10 protein-coding genes and 3 tRNA genes are annotated in these 15,776 nt (G+C 58.8%); all 13 read right to left on the bottom strand.

What is annotated here, in order from left to right:
* Positions 1 to 128: 128 nt before the first annotated feature.
* Entirely contained in the window at positions 129 to 4,100 is a 3,972-nt protein-coding gene (locus tag QP995_RS05765) for a DNA-directed RNA polymerase subunit beta' (RefSeq protein ID WP_284853015.1), read from the bottom strand.
* A gap of 148 nt (positions 4,101 to 4,248) precedes the next feature.
* Complete coding sequence (gene rpoB / locus QP995_RS05760) at positions 4,249 to 7,737, bottom strand: DNA-directed RNA polymerase subunit beta (RefSeq protein ID WP_040360933.1); 3,489 nt, start codon at positions 7,735 to 7,737, stop codon at positions 4,249 to 4,251.
* 435 nt (positions 7,738 to 8,172) lie between these two features.
* Positions 8,173 to 9,138 carry a cell envelope lipid trafficking protein PgfA gene (gene pgfA / locus QP995_RS05755; protein ID WP_284853014.1) on the bottom strand — a complete coding sequence of 322 codons (966 nt, stop codon included), beginning with the start codon at positions 9,136 to 9,138 and terminating at the stop codon, positions 8,173 to 8,175.
* A gap of 223 nt (positions 9,139 to 9,361) precedes the next feature.
* Positions 9,362 to 9,745: a 50S ribosomal protein L7/L12 gene (gene rplL / locus QP995_RS05750; protein ID WP_016422047.1), complete on the bottom strand. Its 384-nt coding sequence runs from the start codon at positions 9,743 to 9,745 to the stop codon at positions 9,362 to 9,364.
* A gap of 124 nt (positions 9,746 to 9,869) precedes the next feature.
* Positions 9,870 to 10,382, bottom strand: coding sequence for a 50S ribosomal protein L10 (gene rplJ / locus QP995_RS05745; protein ID WP_016422046.1), 513 nt, complete (start codon positions 10,380 to 10,382; stop codon positions 9,870 to 9,872).
* 387 nt (positions 10,383 to 10,769) lie between these two features.
* Complete coding sequence (locus QP995_RS05740; RefSeq protein WP_042388383.1) at positions 10,770 to 11,402, bottom strand: hypothetical protein; 633 nt, start codon at positions 11,400 to 11,402, stop codon at positions 10,770 to 10,772.
* A gap of 253 nt (positions 11,403 to 11,655) precedes the next feature.
* The gene (rplA, locus tag QP995_RS05735) at positions 11,656 to 12,360 is read right to left on the bottom strand and encodes a 50S ribosomal protein L1 (RefSeq protein WP_016422044.1); all 705 of its coding nucleotides are present in this window, start codon (positions 12,358 to 12,360) and stop codon (positions 11,656 to 11,658) included.
* A 101-nt stretch (positions 12,361 to 12,461) separates the two neighbouring features.
* Positions 12,462 to 12,899: a 50S ribosomal protein L11 gene (gene rplK, locus QP995_RS05730; RefSeq protein ID WP_016422043.1), complete on the bottom strand. Its 438-nt coding sequence runs from the start codon at positions 12,897 to 12,899 to the stop codon at positions 12,462 to 12,464.
* Between the two features lie 338 nt (positions 12,900 to 13,237).
* The gene (gene nusG / locus QP995_RS05725) at positions 13,238 to 14,095 is read right to left on the bottom strand and encodes a transcription termination/antitermination protein NusG (protein WP_284853013.1); all 858 of its coding nucleotides are present in this window, start codon (positions 14,093 to 14,095) and stop codon (positions 13,238 to 13,240) included.
* 191 nt (positions 14,096 to 14,286) lie between these two features.
* Positions 14,287 to 14,595, bottom strand: a complete 309-nt coding sequence (gene secE / locus QP995_RS05720; RefSeq protein WP_016422041.1) for a preprotein translocase subunit SecE — start codon at positions 14,593 to 14,595, stop codon at positions 14,287 to 14,289.
* Positions 14,596 to 15,038: 443 nt separating this feature from the next.
* Positions 15,039 to 15,111, bottom strand: a tRNA-Trp gene (locus QP995_RS05715).
* Between the two features lie 103 nt (positions 15,112 to 15,214).
* Positions 15,215 to 15,288, bottom strand: a tRNA-Met gene (locus QP995_RS05710).
* 39 nt (positions 15,289 to 15,327) lie between these two features.
* Positions 15,328 to 15,400 (bottom strand) — tRNA-Thr (locus QP995_RS05705).
* Positions 15,401 to 15,776 lie beyond the last annotated feature (376 nt).

Raw genomic sequence — 15,776 nt, 5'->3', positions numbered from 1 at the left:
TTTTTCCGGTTGCCACCTAACAGGTAGAGCACGAAGCCCCAACTGTTAGGCGAGGTGCTTTGCCAGACAGTGACCGAGGGAATTCTCCCGCTCCCCCCCCCCAGCCACTGCCGCAAAGCTATTGGTTTTTACTCGAAGGTTCCGATGTCATCCAGCGGAACTGCGGAACCGACCTGGTCGATGCCGTAGGTGTCCTCGGCGCCGTAGAAGCCCTCACCGAAGGAAGCGAACGGAGCGGCTGCCTGGCGGGCAGCTTCCTCAGTCGGCTCAACCGTGATGTTGCGGTAGCGCGAGATACCCGTACCAGCCGGAATCAGCTTACCGATGATCACGTTCTCCTTCAGGCCGATGAGCTTATCCGAGCGCTTGTTGATAGCGGCGTCGGTAAGCACGCGTGTCGTCTCCTGGAAGGAGGCGGCGGACAGCCAGGACTCGGTGGCCAGCGATGCCTTGGTAATACCCATCAGCACGCGACGGCCTTCGATGACGCTGCCACCGGAGGCGACAATCTCGCGGTTCTTAGCCATGACCGTGGAGCGCTCGACCAGTGCACCTGGCAGCAGGTCGGAGTCACCTGGCTTAGACACAATCACGCGGCGCAGCATCTGGCTGACGATAACCTCGATGTGCTTGTCGTGAATGGCCACACCCTGATCACGGTAGACCGACTGGACTTCCTCGATGAGGTGGCGCTGGACGCCTCGGCGGCCCAGAACCTCGAGGACCTCGTGCGGATCGGCAGCGCCCTTGAGCAGCTGCTGACCCTTGACCACGTGGTCACCATCGCGGATGGCGCGACGACGGCCATCGACGGTGATCTCAGCCAGGCCCTGACGCTTGGACAGCTTTTCGTATACGACCTCGTCCTCGCTGTTGGCATCCGGGATGAGGGTGAGCGTGTAGAAGTGCTCGTCCTCCTCCAGGCGCACGCGACCGTTTTCGCGGACCAGTGGAGCCTTGTTCTTCGGCACGCGGGCCTCAAACAGCTCCTGGACACGCGGCAGACCACCGGTAATGTCGCCACCGACACCACCCTGGTGGAACGTACGCATGGTCAGCTGGGTACCCGGCTCACCAATGGACTGCGCAGCAACAATACCGACAGCCTCTCCGATGTCGACGAGCTTGCCGGTTGCCATCGAGCGACCGTAGCACTTGGCACAGACACCGGTTGCGGTGGAACAGGTCAGAACCGAGCGGACCTTGACTTCCTTGACACCGTGGCTGAGAGCCAGGGTGATGTGGTCGTCGTTCAGGTCGGTGTCAGCCTCGATAAGGACATTGCCCTCAGCGTCGGTGACATCGGCTGCCAGTACGCGAGCAATCGCGGCGGTCTCGACGTACTTCGCACGACGAATCTCGCCGGTCGGGTTGCCGGTTGCGTCCAGAACATCCTCGCCAATCTCGACAACGACACCGTCGTGGGTGCCACAGTCCTCTTCGCGAACGATGACGTCCTGTGCAACGTCGACCAGACGACGGGTCAGGTAACCCGAGTCAGCTGTACGAAGCGCGGTATCGGCCAGACCCTTACGGGAACCGTGCGAGTTGTTGAAGTACTCGAGAACCGACAGGCCTTCGCGGAAGGAGGTCTTAATCGGGCGGGTGATGTATTCACCACGCGGGTTCGTAACCATGCCCTTCATGCCGGCCAGCGAGTGAATCTGGCCCATGTTACCGGCAGCACCCGACTTCACGATCATCGGAATCGGGTTGTCATCCGGGTACAGAGCCTCGACCTTTTCACCGACCTCAGCCGTCGCGGCCTTCCACAGGTTAACCAGCGACTCGTGACGCTCAGCAGCCGAGAGCTTACCGCGGCGGAACTTCTTCTCCACCGTGGCGGCCTTCTCTTCGTAGCCGTTCAGGATCTCACGCTTGTTCGGGAGAACCAGCACGTCAGACATAGCAATGGTGACACCAGAACGGGTAGCCCAGTAGAAACCAGCATCCTTGAGCTTGTCGACGGTCTGAGCGACCGTAATCATCGGGTACTTGGCAGCCAAGTCGTTGATGATCGCAGCCTGCGGCTTCTTAGCCATAACGCCTTCGACGTATGGGTAGTTCCACGGCAGCAGCTCGTTGAACATAACGCGGCCCAGGGTGGTCGAAGCCAGCCAGGTGTCGCCCTTGTTCCAACCATCCGGGAACTGCTCAGCCTCAATCTCGGCCGGCGGACGCAGGTGGCTGATGCGAACCTTAATCGGGCTCTGCAGGCCGATGGCACCGAGGTCGTAAGCCATGATGGCCTCGGCCGGGCTGGTGTAAATACCCTGCTCCGGTGCGTCCTCGGTGGCATCCTGGTGGCCGCCCGGCAGCTCCGGCTTCTCCAGTGTCAGGAAGTACAGGCCAGTGACCATATCCAGACGCGGCATAGCCAGCGGCTTACCGGAAGCCGGCGACAGAATGTTGTTCGAGGACAGCATCAGGACGCGAGCCTCGGCCTGTGCCTCAGCGGACAGCGGCAGGTGAACTGCCATCTGGTCACCGTCGAAGTCGGCGTTGAAAGCCTCACATGCCAGTGGGTGCAGCTGAATTGCCTTACCCTCAACCAGGACCGGCTCGAACGCCTGAATACCCAGGCGGTGCAGCGTAGGTGCACGGTTCAGCAGGACCGGGTGTCCGGTAATGACATCTTCGAGGACGTCCCACACCTCTGGGCGCTGACGCTCAACCATGCGCTTCGCGCTCTTGATGTTCTGCGCGTAGCTCTTGGCCACGAGCTCCTTCATAACGAACGGCTTGAACAGCTCAAGAGCCATCAGCTTCGGCAGACCACACTGGTGCAGCTTCAGCTGCGGGCCGACGATAATAACCGAGCGACCGGAGTAGTCCACACGCTTACCCAGCAGGTTCTGACGGAAACGACCCTGCTTACCCTTGAGCAGGTCGCTCAGGGACTTCAGCGGGCGGTTACCCGGACCAGTGACCGGGCGGCCACGACGTCCGTTGTCGAACAGTGCGTCAACAGATTCCTGAAGCATGCGCTTCTCGTTGTTGACGATGATCTCCGGAGCGCCGAGGTCAATCATGCGCTTCAGGCGGTTGTTGCGGTTGATGACACGACGGTAGAGGTCGTTCAAGTCCGAGGTCGCAAAGCGGCCACCGTCGAGCTGCACCATCGGGCGCAGCTCCGGCGGAATCACCGGGATGCAGTCGAGCACCATAGCGGCCGGGTCGTTGCCGGACTGCAGGAATGCAGTGACAACCTTCAGGCGCTTGAGGGCGCGCATCTTCTTCTGTCCCTTGCCGTCGCGAATAATCTCGCGCAGCTCCTCGGCCTCCTTGGCCAGGTCGAAGTTGCGGATCAGGGTCTGAATAGCCTCAGCACCCATACCACCGGTGAAGTAATCCTCGTAGCGGTCGACGAGCTCGGTGTAAATGCCCTCGTCGATAATCATCTGCTTCGGCTCGAGCTTGATGAAGGTGTTCCAAATCTCGTCGAGACGATCCAGCTCGCGCTGGGCACGCTCACGGATGTGGCGCATCTCGCGCTCGGCTGCAGACTGAACCTTCTTGCGGGCATCAGCCTTGGCACCCGCTGCCTCGAGTTCAGCCAGATCCTCTTCCAGGGTCTGGGCGCGCTCGGCCAGCTCCTGGTCGCGATCGTCCTCAACCAGCTTCTTGTCCACGAGCATGTCTGCTTCGAGGGTTTCCTGGTCGTTGTGGCGAGCCTCTTCATCCACGGAGGTGATGATGTTGGCAGCGAAGTAGATGATCTTTTCCAGATCCTTCGGAGCCAGGTCGAGCAGGTAGCCGAGGCGGGACGGCACACCCTTGAAGTACCAGATGTGAGTGACCGGAGCGGCCAGCTCAATGTGGCCCATGCGCTCACGGCGAACCTTCGACTTGGTCACCTCAACGCCACAGCGTTCACAGATGATGCCCTTGAAGCGAACGCGCTTGTACTTACCACAAGCACACTCCCAGTCACGGGTCGGGCCGAAGATACGCTCACAGAAAAGGCCATCCTTTTCCGGCTTCAGCGTACGGTAGTTAATCGTCTCGGGCTTCTTGACCTCACCGCGAGACCAGCGGCGGATGTCGTCGGCGGTAGCGAGCCCAATCCGGAGCTCGTCAAAGTTGTTGACGTCGAGCACCTGTTTTCCCTTTCCCTCCGCATCGAAGTAATGCGGAAACCAAATTCTCTGCGGAGGTTTTTGTACGTTGTCGTCTGTGTTGGGTTATTCGCGAGTTAGGGCTTCCCGACCCTGATACTCACGCAATGTTTCGTCGTGAAGCGAGAAACTATGCGGAGTCAGCGTCGGAACGCTCATCGCGGGACAGGTTAATGCCGAGGGAAGCGGTCGCGTGGTCGAGTTCCTCATCGTCGGAGGAGCCCAACTCAACCGGAACGCCGTCGGCCGAAAGGACCTCAACGTTCAGGCAGAGCGACTGCAGTTCCTTCAGAAGCACCTTGAACGACTCCGGAATACCCGGATCCGGAATGTTGTCGCCCTTCACGATTGCCTCGTAGACCTTGACGCGGCCAACCACGTCATCGGACTTGATGGTGAGCAGCTCCTGCAGGGTGTAGGCAGCGCCGTATGCCTGCATTGCCCACACCTCCATCTCACCGAAGCGCTGACCACCGAACTGAGCCTTACCACCCAGCGGCTGCTGGGTAATCATGGAGTACGGACCGGTGGAGCGAGCGTGAATCTTCTCGTCGACCAGGTGGTGCAGCTTCAGCATGTACATGTAGCCCACCGAAACCGGGAACGGGAACTTCTCGCCAGAGCGGCCGTCGAACAGCGTGGCCTTACCGTCAGCGTTGACCAGCACCTCGCCGTCACGGTTCGGGCGGGACGACGCGAGCAGACCAGCGAGCTCCTCGTTCTCAGCACCGTCGAACACTGGGGTTGCAACCAGGGAGTCGGACGGAACGTCGTGCAGGTCGGCCGGAAGACGCTTAGCCCAATCCGGGTCGCCCTCAATGCTCCAGCCGGCCTTCGCCAGCCAGCCGAGGTGAACCTCGAGAACCTGGCCGATGTTCATACGACGCGGAACACCGTGGGTGTTCAGAATGATGTCGACCGGGGTGCCGTCCGGCAGGAACGGCATGTCCTCCTGCGGCAGGATCTTGCCGATAACGCCCTTGTTACCGTGGCGACCTGCCATCTTGTCGCCGTCCTGGATCTTGCGCTTCTGCGCAACGTACACGCGGACCATCTCGTTGACACCCGGTGCCAGGTCGTCATCGTCTTCACGGGAGAAGACGCGGACGCCGATGACCTTGCCGGACTCACCGTGCGGAACACGCATGGAAGTGTCACGGACCTCGCGGGACTTCTCGCCGAAGATAGCGCGCAGCAGGCGCTCCTCCGGAGTCAGCTCAGTCTCGCCCTTCGGCGTGGTCTTAGCGACCAGGATGTCACCGTCGCGAACGTCGGCACCGATGCGGACGATGCCGCGTTCATCCAGATCCTTCAGCATCTCCTCGGACGCGTTCGGGATGTCACGGGTGATTTCCTCCGGCCCCAGCTTGGTGTCGCGGGCGTCGATCTCGTGCTCCTCGATGTGAATCGAGGTCAGGATGTCCTCCTCAACCATGCGCTGGTTCAGGATGATGGCGTCCTCGTAGTTGTGACCTTCCCACGGCATGAATGCCACGAGCAGGTTCTTACCAAGTGCCATCTCACCGTTGTCGGTACCCGGACCGTCAGCGATGACCTGGCCGGCCTCAACACGCTGGCCCTCGTCAACCAGTGGCTTCTGGTTGTAGCAGGTGCCCTGGTTGGTGCGCTCGAACTTGCGCAGCAGGTAGGTGTGGCGCTGACCCTCATCGTCCATGATGGTGATGAAGTCTGCCGACACGGTCTCGACCACACCGGTGGCCGAAGCGACAATGACATCGCCGGCGTCGTAAGCAGCACGCTGCTCCATACCGGTACCGACGAACGGAGCCTCCGAACGCAGCAGCGGCACAGCCTGACGCTGCATGTTCGCACCCATCAGGGCACGGTTAGCGTCGTCGTGCTCGAGGAACGGAATCATGGCAGTAGCCACGGAGACCATCTGACGCGGGGAAACATCGAGGTAGTCGACCTCATCGGCGCGGACGGACTCGACGTCACCACCCTTCTTACGAACAGACAGGGTCTCCTGAACGAAGCGGCCGTTCTCATCAATCGGGGTGTTAGCCTGCGCGACAACGTAGCGGTCTTCCTCATCAGCGGTGAGGTAGTCGACCTCGTCGGTGATGACACCATCGCGGACGCGGCGGTACGGAGTCTCAATGAAACCGAACGGGTTCACGCGTGCGTAGCAGGACAGCGAACCAATCAGGCCAATGTTCGGCCCCTCTGGGGTCTCAATTGGACACATGCGGCCGTAGTGGGACGGGTGAACGTCTCGAACCTCGAGACCAGCACGGTCACGGGTCAGACCACCCGGACCCAGTGCGGACAGACGACGCTTGTGGGTCAGACCCGACAGCGAGTTGTTCTGGTCCATGAACTGGGACAGCTGGGAAGTACCGAAGAACTCACGGATAGCCGCGGAGACCGGGCGCACGTTAATCAGAGTGGTCGGCTGGATCGACTCCACGTCCTGAGTGGTCATGCGCTCACGAACCACGCGTTCCATGCGGGACAGACCCACGCGAACCTGGTTCTGAATCAGCTCGCCTACGGTACGCAGACGACGGTTACCGAAGTGGTCGATATCGTCGGTCTCAACCGGGATCTCGACCCCTTCCGGCGAGGTCATAACATTCTCGCCGTCGTGCAGGCGCACGAGGTATTCAATGGTGGTAGCGATATCCTGTTCGGTCAGGACCATCTCGCCAGAGACCTCAGTGCCCAGGCCCAGCTTGCGGTTGACCTTGTAGCGACCGACCTTGGCCAGGTCGTAGCGCTTCGGCTTGAAGAAGTTGTTCTCCAGCAGAGCCAGCGCGGACTCGCGCGTCGGCGGCTCACCCGGGCGCTGCTTGCGGTAAATCTCCAGCAGAGCCTCGTCGGTGTTTGCAACACCGTCCTTCTCCAGGGTGGCCATCATAATCTCAGAGAAGCCGAAGCGCTCCTTGATTTCCTCAGTGGTCCAGCCGAAAGCCTTCAGCAGAACCGTGACCGGCTGGCGACGCTTACGGTCAATACGAACGCCGACGGTGTCCCGCTTGTCGACGTCGAACTCCAGCCACGCACCGCGCGACGGAATAATCTTCACCGAGTGCAGCGGGCGCTCGGTGGACTTGTCGATGGTCTCATCGAAGTAGACGCCCGGAGAGCGCACCAGCTGAGAAACAACGACACGCTCAGTTCCGTTGACGATGAACGTACCCTTATCCGTCATCATCGGGAAGTCGCCGATGAAGACAGTCTGGCTCTTAATCTCACCGGTCTCGCGGTTGGTGAACTCCGCGGTGACGTAGAGGGGAGCCGAGTAGTTGATGTCCTTATCCTTGGACTCATCCACGGTGTTCTTGACGGAGTCGAACCATGGGTCCGACAGCGTCAGGGACATCTTCTGGGAGTAGTCCTCGATCGGAGAGAGCTCTTCTAGAATATCTTCGAGACCGCTGGTAACCCGAGCGTCTTCTCCGAGCTCCTCCTGGCGACGAGCACGCCACTCAGGCGTGCCAATGAGCCATGCGAAAGACTCACGCTGCAGGTCGAGCAGACCAGGAACCGCAATCGGCTCCTGAATCTTTGCAAACGAGTACCTCTTCGAAGCTCCGGGAATACCGGTTACTGCCTTGGTCTGGCGGGAGACTGCCAAGATGCGTCCTTCCAGCACCTCACGCGGTGGAGCACACCGGCAACCGGTGGTGCGCTCCGCCCGCTTGGTTTATACGCGATTCAAGTTGCAGGAATTATTTCTGTTGCGCACCGGGATACTTTGCGTCTAACCTTTGGTCACACACGAAAGTGATTCCCCCGCCGCTTGGCCCCCAAGACCAGCCTTTAAAAGGCGAGCCCCCGAGCCCTAACGGCGGCGCCGCGGCAACTCCTTTAACAGCTAGATGCACGAAAAACGGTGCTACATAATAGCCCCGAGCCCCGAGCGCAAACTATAAAAGAGCTGGCGACAGATACACTAATTCCAGCGCAACGATTTAGCCTATATCAAAAACTGGTAGTTGTCTAGTACAACTTGACAAATCGGGCGTGTCGCATTCACCCGTCACCGATATAAAGGGTGAGGCCTGGGCGCTATGGCCGTCGTAAAGCGTTACTCTGCTTTACGACGGGTCGAAGGACGCACGATGCCCACGATTGCGATGAATACCAGAATCGAACCGGACGTAATGAGACCGATTGACCACGGCTCTAGAGCTGGGCGCTGGAAATTCTGTATTGCGCCAAAGAGAAGCTGATTGGAAAGGCCTTCGTCCATCTTGCCGTTGAAGCGCAGGTAGTCCATGATCGGCTCGCCGTCGCGGGTCTCCCACCAAAGGTGGATGTCCTCGGCCATATCGATGACCGAGCCAGACTTGGGCTCAACCCACAAATCACGGGTGCCCTGGTACTGGAGGAAGCCGGACTTGTCATCCTGGGTTAGCTGAGAGACGTAAGAACGGTACTTCTGGGCGAGATTCGTCTTCTCAATGTCCTGACGGAAATGCAGGACACGGTTACCGCCGCGCTCCTCTTCCCCGACAAACTTTGCCGGCAAGGAATCGTGGAGGAGATCATCAAAGATCAGGTATTCCTTTTCCTCCGTGTCGGCCGGAAGCTTCACCCAGTTCCCCTCGAAAGCCACTGACCGTGGAACGCCTGCCATGCGGTCGACAAGCGTCGCAGGAGCCAGCGCCTCGCCAGTGAGGCGGTCGATGGTAACTGTCCAGATATTGGCCTCGATAAGCTCCGTCAGCGGGTCGGTGCCTATGACCTCAGGGGGAAGCTCACGCATTTCAGTCACACCGACACGGAGCGAAACCTTGTCCGCATCCGCGGGTTCGATGAGCACGCCATGGAGCTGTCGCTGCAGCGGCGAGTGCACTTCCTCCCGCTTGCCCTCTTCGTTAATCCTGGTGGATACGCCGTCTTCCGCCCGCAGGGTATACGACACCGGCGGCAGGTCAAGCGGCATTTTGGGATCAACATTGAGCACTTTGGGCAGCAAAATGCCAGCAGCAAGCAGTGCGGTGCCTAGACCCAACAGAAGGATAGACAAAATTCTCGGCCGTGAGAGCATGTTAGATACTTTACAGGCCAATAAGGGTAATCAAGACAATGAGTGGGCTGGTTTTTGCCTCAACTCCCTGTGACGGGTGAGATTAGTGAGGTTTTGCCCGGGTCAGGTGGGTTAGCAAAGGCCCCAGATACAAAAGAACCGCCAACCCCGGGCACGAAGCCCAGAACTGGCGGTCAGAATTGGTAGCTTTAGGCCACTACCGGGGCCGAGGCAAGTAATTGAATTACTTGAGGGCAACCTTTGCGCCAGCCTCTTCCAGCTTAGCCTTAGCAGCCTCAGCGTCGTCCTTGGAAGCACCCTCCAGGATAGCCTTCGGAGCGGACTCAACCATCTCCTTAGCCTCCTTCAGGCCCAGGCCGGAGACGATCTCACGGACAGCCTTAATAACGCCGATCTTCTTAGCGCCAGCGTCCTCGAGGACGACGTCGAACTCGTCCTTCTCCTCAGCAGCAGCCTCGCCGCCAGCAGCGCCTGCAGCAGCAACTGCAACCGGAGCAGCAGCGGTGACGTCGAACTCTTCCTCGAAAGCCTTCTTGAACTCGGTGAGCTCAACGAGGGTCATTTCCTTGAAAGCCTCGAGCAGTTCCTCAGTGGTGTACTTAGCCATGGATATTCTCCTATGAGTGTGGTGCGGCCGCTCCCCTCAGAGATCCCTGGGGTCGAAGCCGTCAAAGTGATATTGAAAAGTTTTTCGCGTGATTTAGTTCGCGTAGATCGCGAGCCGCTCGGGATTACTTCTTTTCCTCGAGTGCCGCAGCAAGGCGGGCAACCGAGGAGGTCGGAGCGTCGAGCAGGCCAGCGACGTTCGCCAGAACGCCGTTGAAGGCACCAGCCAGCTTTGCCAGCGTGGTCTCACGGTTATCCATATCCGCAAGAGCCTCGAACTGTGCTGCATCCATTGCAGCACCGTCCATGTAGCCGCCCTTGATCACGAGGTTCTTGTTGTCACCGGCGAACTTCTTAATCGCCTTAGCCGCATCCACAGCCTCGCCCTTGATGAAGGCGACTGCAGTCGGGCCGTTCAGGTGCTCATCAAGACCCTCAATCCCTGCCTCGTCGGCAGCGATCTTGATCATGGTGTTCTTGGCGACGGAGTACTTAACATCAGCACCGAGGGCGCGACGCAGTTCCGTGATTTCCGCAACGGACAGGCCGCGGTACTCAGTCAGCACGATAGCGTTGGACTCTTCAACGTCCTGCTTCAGCGCTGCAACAGCTGCAATCTTCTCAGCATTTGCTGCCATGTGTACTCTCGCCTCCTTCCTGGTCTTTGCAATTTTCCGCTCGGCCAAGTGAAGGATTCTTTTGCGCAAATACAACAAACGCCCCAATCCTCGCACAAGGATGGGGCGCACAATTCTTGTGGCGTGTTCCACTTCAACTCCGCCAACCCCAAGGCCAGCAGGTGAAGTCAAACTGCGCAAGCGCTTCCAAGTCCTCCTGCGTGGGCCGCTCACTGTATTCCTACAATGAAACCTTCAATCCGCTTCTTTCAAAGCGAATGACCGACGGTCTTCGGTGAAACTTGAGTACCAACCTCCATCTTCCCAACTCGATGTTGGTACCGATTGGAAGCCGGTCAAACTTCGTGAAGAAACTTTATACCAGACCCTGGCAATTAACCAAATCGCCTATCCAAACCGCGCCGCACCTGGCTCTCCGAAGCGGCCGAACTCCAGGTCCTTCTCACGTTGCTGGACAATCATCTCGAGCTCGGCAAAGTACGCATTCAGGTTGTCGTCGGCAAGCCAGAGCACTTGGTCGGCGTAGTCGAGCACCACGCGCACCATGTCGTCGGGATGTGCGTCCAATCTGGCGGCGTCGAGAATATCCACGGTGAGTGTCAGTGCCACGCGCACAACCGGCGGGATCTGCGATGCCAGGCACTGCTGCGCCACGACATTGCGCAGCTCGACGGCCTCCATCCGCGCGATGATGCGCAACAGCCGCACGACCACGACCTGCGCCGCCCGAGCTTGCAGAGCTTCCTCCTCACTCATCCCCGGAAGCACCACAGAGTCCTGGATATTGCGGCGAAGGACCTCAGCTACGCGCTCGTCCTCCCCTAGCCCCGTCAGTACCTCGCCCAGCAGAGTCTGTCCCGCGATGCGCAGGCAGGGCATGTCATAGGCGTCGTCGCCCAACGAGTCGAGATACGAGATGAGCTGCGATTCAATAATTCCGGAACCGTCGTCGAGCTGCGCCAGGCGATTAATCTCGCCGAGCGCCTCCAGCCCTTCTTCGGGTTCCAAAATTAACGTCATAGTCGCGATTTTAAGCAACAAACTTTGGCTGTGAGTCCATTTCGCCTGGATTAGTTGTTTGGATTAGCAATTCGCTTTACGACGTCTACCGCGCCCAAGCCCCCACCGCGCTATCGATACCCCTTATGCCAATGCAAAACCGCCACCTCACACACTCTGGAAAGTGCGCGCGGCGGCGGTTTTAAAGAGCTTTGCTCAGAGTCACTCTCGAGTGACTCGTGAAGAGCACACTCGCCTATCGGCTGATGCTGATTTAGGCGGTGTAGTCCTTGATCACACTGGTGTCAACCGGGATGCCCGGGCCGTTGGTGGCGGAGACGGTGATCTTCTTCAGGTACTTACCCTTAGCAGCGGACGGCTTGAGGCGCATCAGCTCGTCGATAAGCGCACCGTAGTTCTCGGCCAGCTTCTCAGCGTCGAAGGAAGCCTTACCGATAACAGCCTGCAGGTTTGCAGCCTTGTCAACGCGGAAGGAAATCTTACCGCCCTTGATCTCGGTGACAGCCTTAGCGACATCCGGGGTAACGGTGCCGGTCTTCGGGTTCGGCATCAGACCACGCGGGCCGAGGATGCGAGCCACGCGACCAACCTTGGCCATCTGGTCCGGAGTTGCGATGGCAGCGTCGAAGTCGGTCCAGCCGCCCTGAATCTTCTCGATCAGCTCCTCGGAGCCAACGAAGTCAGCGCCGGCCTCTTCAGCCTTGGTGGCGTTCTCGCCAGCAGCGAAGACGACAACGCGGACGGTCTTACCGGTGCCGTTCGGCAGGGAGACAGTGCCGCGAACCAGCTGGTCAGCCTTGCGCGGGTCAACGCCCAGGCGGATGGCGACGTCGATGGTGGCGTCGTAGTTCTTGGAGGAAGTCTCCTTGGCCAGGTTAGCGGCCTCGAGCGGAGAGTAAATGCGGCCGGCGTCGATCTTCTCGGCGGCGGCGCGGTATGCCTTAGAGTTCTTGCTCATGAAAAGTCCAATCTCAATTAAGTGAAATGGTTGGATTGTGGTGTGTAGCGGGCCGAAGCTGGCCCTACCACTTGATGAAGGAGCAGCTAAACGCTGACGGTTTACTTAGCGCCCTCGACGGTGATGCCCATGGAACGAGCGGTACCGGCGATGATGCGTGCACCCATCTCGATGTCGTTAGCGTTCAGGTCCGGCTTCTTCAGCTCGGCGATTTCCTTGCACTGCTCCCAGGTCACGGAACCGACCTTGTTGGTGTGCGGAACGCCAGAGCCCTTCTGAATGCCAGCGGCCTTCAGCAGCAGCTTAGCTGCCGGCGGGGTCTTCAGAACGAAGGTGAAGGAGCGGTCTTCGTAGACAGAGATTTCAACCGGGACAACGTTGCCACGCTGGTTCTCAGTTGCTGCGTTGTAAGCCTTGCAGAACTCCATGATGTTGACACCATGAGCACCCAGTGCCGGACCAACCGGCGGAGCCGGGTTAGCCTGACCAGCCTGGATCTGCAGCTTAATAATCGCAGAAAGCTTCTTCTTCGGAGCCATCGGATTAACCTACTTCCTAGTTACCGGGGCACGCCGCCCCGATGAAAAGGCGACTCACCCCGTCCGGATGCCGACGCTTTACGACGACCCTTGCGCCCTCGACCATCATGGCCACTGGCGCTGGTCATTGAGTTGGTGCCAGCCACCGGGGATACGAATTACTTGGCGCATCTGTGCTCAAGGCACAAAAATGCACGCCTGGCTACGTTACCGCAGCGTATGGCGTGCATCAAAATCCGTTACCGGATTGGTTGCGCGAGCGAGCTAGCTGGTGCCTTGCTCGGCGCTTGGCTTGGCGGTGCTCTCCGCTTGGCTCTGCGCCTGGCTTGAGGTCGGGCCTAGTTCAGCTTCTCGACCTCATCGATGCCCAGCTCGACCGGGGTCTCACGGCCGAAGATGGAAACCAGAGCCTTCATGCGGCCGGTGTCCGGGTCGATCTCGGAGATGGTCGCAGCCACAGATGCGAACGGACCGGACAGGATGGTGACGGACTCGCCGACCTCGTAGTCGATGGCGACGGCCTTCTTCTCCGCCTGCGGCGCCGCTGCGACAGCCAGCTCACCGTCGGCATTTGCAGCTTCTTCAGCGGCGTCCGCGGTGATGGTCTCCTTCGGCATGAGGAACTTAGCGACCTCGCGAATCTTGACCTTGGACGGCTGGCCCTCGCTACCGACGAAGGAAGTAACACCCGGGGTGTCGCGGACGACGGACCAGGACGGGTCATCCAGGCTCATACGAACCAGAACGTAGCCCGGCAGCAGCTTGCGCTTAACGATCTTCTTCTTGCCGTCGTCCTTGCGCTCTTCGACTTCCTCAACCGGAACGATGACCTCGTGGATCTGCTCATCGACACCCATGGTCTGGGCGCGCATTTCCAGGTTGGTCTTCACCTTGTTCTCGTAGCCGGAGTAGCACTGGATGATGTACCAGTCGCCCGGACGACGCTTGAGCTCACGCTGGAACTCGCGCAGGCGCTTACGGTACTCGGCATCTGCGTCAGCAGCTGCCTGTGCCTCAGCGTCAGCGGCAGTCTCCTCTGCCGGCGCTGCTTCTGCTGCAGCAGTGTCAGCTGCGGCTGCGTCGGCTGCACCCTCGGCCGGAGCTTCTACCTGAGCCGGTGCGCCCTGCGCATCCTGCTCAGTTGCGGCAGCATCCGCGGACTGGGCGTCGGAGAAAATATTCTGACCATCATTCATGTCGTGCTAACCCCTCTTGTATCTACATCAACGGTTCGCGACATTGGCATCTTCGCCTAAAGAGTCTTAAGAGCCAATATGCCATCCGCAATCACTTCGCACAGCCAGACACCAGCTGCGCTAACGAATAATCCCGCCGTCCGGAACTCGGAGGCGGGATGAAAAGCATCACTGCGAAACAGTATAACCGATTACTTGCCCAACACCGATCGGACACCCAGACCGGCCAGCGTGTCCACACCCCACACGAGAGCGATCATGGCAATCAGGAACAGAATCACGATGATGCTGTAGGTGACCATCTGGCGGCCGGTCGGCCAAATCACCTTGCGCAGCTCGTCAACAACCTGCTTGATGAAAACCAAAGGGTTACGAGTCGAAAGCTCGTTGGTCTCCTTCTCACGCGCAGGCTTCTTCGCCACGGTGGTCTGCGCGCCCGTCGCCTGGCGCTTACCGGACGGGCGAGCCGCCGCCTGGAAAGTCTGGTTTTCCTCAGACACGATGCTCCTTCGCTACTTCGTGCATATGAGACCTAAAGATACTGCACAGTGAAACTCAAACGTGAATTCTTCAAGGGCAAACTCCGGGGAAGTTCTCCGGAGCCAAGCCCCCACTGTGCAGAGCAAGTCTGGTTCAGTGCGTAAATTCTAGCCGATAATCCACACTATCGAAGAAATGCCCTTCGTGGGAACCGCAGGCTTCGAGATTCGATTCTGACAACCCCAAAGAGCCACGGGCTGCTCGCTTCGGCCGCTCGCTCGGGGATGCGAACTTGGGGCTGCAAATGTGAAACTGTATGGGTTTATGACACTTTCAAGCCATTTTTCGGGCTGTTTTTGTCATAAACGCAGTCAGTAACTCGCATTGCCCCACCGCCACCGAACATAAACGAAAAACCCGCCACCCAGACGCATTTTCATACGCCCTGGATGACGGGTACTTGCAGGGGCGACAGGACTCGAACCTGCAACCTGCGGTTTTGGAGACCGCTGCTCTACCAATTGAGCCACGCCCCTTCACCACCAGCGAAAGAACTTTTCAGTCCTTAGCTGACAATGTCCCACCTTACTGCATTGCTGCATAATCAAGGCGGGGTTCGACGAACATCACTGTCCGTAGTAGCGATGGGGGGGATCGAACCCCCGACCTCACGATTATGAGTCGTGCGCTCTCACCATCTGAGCTACATCGCCCCTATTCTCTACCGGACATAAGTCCGTATAAAAGAACAGAGCCCCCTGACAGAATCGAACTGTCGACCTTTTCCTTACCATGGAAACGCTCTGCCGACTGAGCTAAGGGGGCATCAGCATCCGTTAAACCCAGCACGTAACTCTGTGGCCAATTGTTGACCGCTTCGTTTCGCTCTGTGCTCTCCGTGAAGCCTTGCAAAGATTAACCCGAAATCACCACTAAGCACAAATCAGCAGGTAGGCAGTGGTATTTCTTGTCACGTTTGCAGACATTTGGCGCGCACTTATGGATAATCTATTCACTTATCGATGAGCCCCAGCGGAACCATAAGTGAATAGCTCATCGATGAGTGGCTGACCTCTAACTCGAGCCTCTAACTCGAGCCCCTGCCCCCCGCTTAATCCAGAGCCGGGTTAAGTAAAGAAAAGTGTGTCCGCATGCCACCATAACCCCAGACCACACACCACAAATCACCAAAGAATAGCTC

The sequence above is a fragment of the Corynebacterium sp. MSK032 genome (genome assembly GCF_030232065.1).
GTDB classification, from domain to species: Bacteria; Actinomycetota; Actinomycetes; order Mycobacteriales; family Mycobacteriaceae; genus Corynebacterium; species Corynebacterium jeikeium_D.
This window is presented reverse-complemented; position numbering and strand designations above follow the sequence as displayed.